This is a genomic window from Methylopila henanensis (assembly GCF_042681025.1).
GTDB lineage: Bacteria > Pseudomonadota > Alphaproteobacteria > Rhizobiales > Methylopilaceae > Methylopila > Methylopila henanensis.
Window position 1 is genome coordinate 1 of record NZ_JBHUER010000020.1, and the last position, 1,755, is coordinate 1,755.

Annotated in this window: 2 protein-coding genes; both read left to right on the forward strand. The window is 68.5% G+C overall.

Features of this window, described 5'->3' with window-relative positions:
- Positions 1-993, forward strand: a 993-nt coding sequence (gene sucC, locus ACFSCV_RS19180) for an ADP-forming succinate--CoA ligase subunit beta (protein WP_378801181.1), incomplete at its 5' end; no start/stop codon positions are given.
- 3 nt (positions 994-996) lie between these two features.
- Positions 997-1,755: succinate--CoA ligase subunit alpha (gene sucD, locus ACFSCV_RS19185; RefSeq protein ID WP_378801182.1), on the forward strand; the 759-nt coding region annotated here is incomplete at its 3' end.

The window sequence follows — 1,755 nt, forward strand, 5'->3', positions numbered from 1 at the left end:
GTGCGGCTGGCGAAGTCGGCCGAGGAGGCGAAGGCCTTCGCGGAGCAGATGTTCGGCCGCACGCTGGTGACGGTTCAGACGGGCCCCGCCGGCAAGCAGGTGAACCGCTTGTACGTCGAGGAAGGCTCGGCGATCGCCAAGGAGTTCTACCTGTCGGCGCTGGTCGACCGCGACACGGGCCATGTGGCCTTCGTGGTCTCGACCGAAGGCGGCATGAACATCGAGGACGTGGCGCACGACACGCCGGAGAAGATCCACACCGTCACGGTCGACCCGGCGACCGGCGTGCAGCCGCACCACGGCCGCACGATCGCCAAGGCGCTCGGGCTGTCGGGCGATCTCGCGAAGCAGGCGGGCAAGCTCGTCGAGCAGCTCTACGCGGCCTTCGTCGGCCTCGACATGGCGATGCTGGAGATCAACCCGCTGATCGTCACCAAGGACGACAAGCTGCGGGTGCTGGACGCCAAGGTGTCGTTCGATTCGAACGCGCTCTACCGCCATCCCGAGCTCGCCGAGCTGCGCGACCTCACCGAAGAGGACGCCAAGGAGATCGAGGCGTCGAAGCACGACCTCGCCTACATCGCGCTCGACGGCACGATCGGCTGCATGGTGAACGGGGCGGGCCTCGCGATGGCGACGCTCGACATCATCAAGCTCTACGGCGAGGAGCCCGCGAACTTCCTGGACGTGGGCGGCGGCGCGACCGAGGAGAAGGTGACGGCGGCGTTCAAGATCATCACCGCGGATCCGAACGTGAAGGGGATCCTGGTCAACATCTTCGGCGGGATCATGAAGTGCGACGTGATCGCGCGCGGCGTGATCGCGGCGGTGAAGGCGGTGGGGCTTCAAGTCCCGCTGGTGGTGCGGCTCGAGGGCACCAACGTGGAAGAGGGCAAGCGCATCATCGCCGAGAGCGGGCTGAACGTGCTGCCGGCGGACGATCTGGACGACGCGGCGCAGAAGATCGTCGCGGCCGTGAAGAAGGGGGCCTGAGCGATGTCGGTTCTGATCGACGCGAACACGAAAGTCATCTGCCAGGGCTTCACGGGCAAGAACGGCACGTTCCACTCGGAGCAGGCGATCGCCTACGGCACCAAGATGGTCGGCGGCGTGGCTCCGGGGAAGGGCGGGCAGACGCATCTGAACCTGCCGGTGTTCGACACCGTCGCCGAGGCGCGCGAGGCGACCGGGGCGGACGCCTCGGTGGTCTACGTGCCGCCGCCCGGGGCGGCGGACGCGATCCTCGAGGCGGTGGCGGCGGAGATCCCGCTGGTGGTCTGCATCACGGAGGGCATCCCCGTGCTCGACATGGTGCGGGTGAAGCGGGCGCTCGTGGGCTCCAAGACCCGTCTGATCGGCCCGAACTGCCCGGGCGTGGTGACGGCGGGAGAGTCGAAGATCGGCATCATGCCGGCGAACATCTTCAGCCGAGGCACCGTCGGCGTGGTGTCGCGTTCGGGGACGCTGACCTACGAGGCGGTGTTCCAGACGACGCGCGAGGGCCTTGGCCAGACGACGGCGGTGGGGATCGGCGGCGACCCTGTGAAGGGGACCGAGTTCATCGACGTGCTGGAGCTTCTGCTGGCGGACGACCGGACGGAGCAGATCGTGATGATCGGCGAGATCGGCGGCTCGGCGGAGGAGGACGCGGCGCAGTTCCTGAAGGACGAGGCCAAGCGGGGCCGGAAGAAGCCGACCGTCGGCTTCATCGCGGGCCGCACGGCTCCCCCCGGCCGCCGCATGGGCCACGCCGGC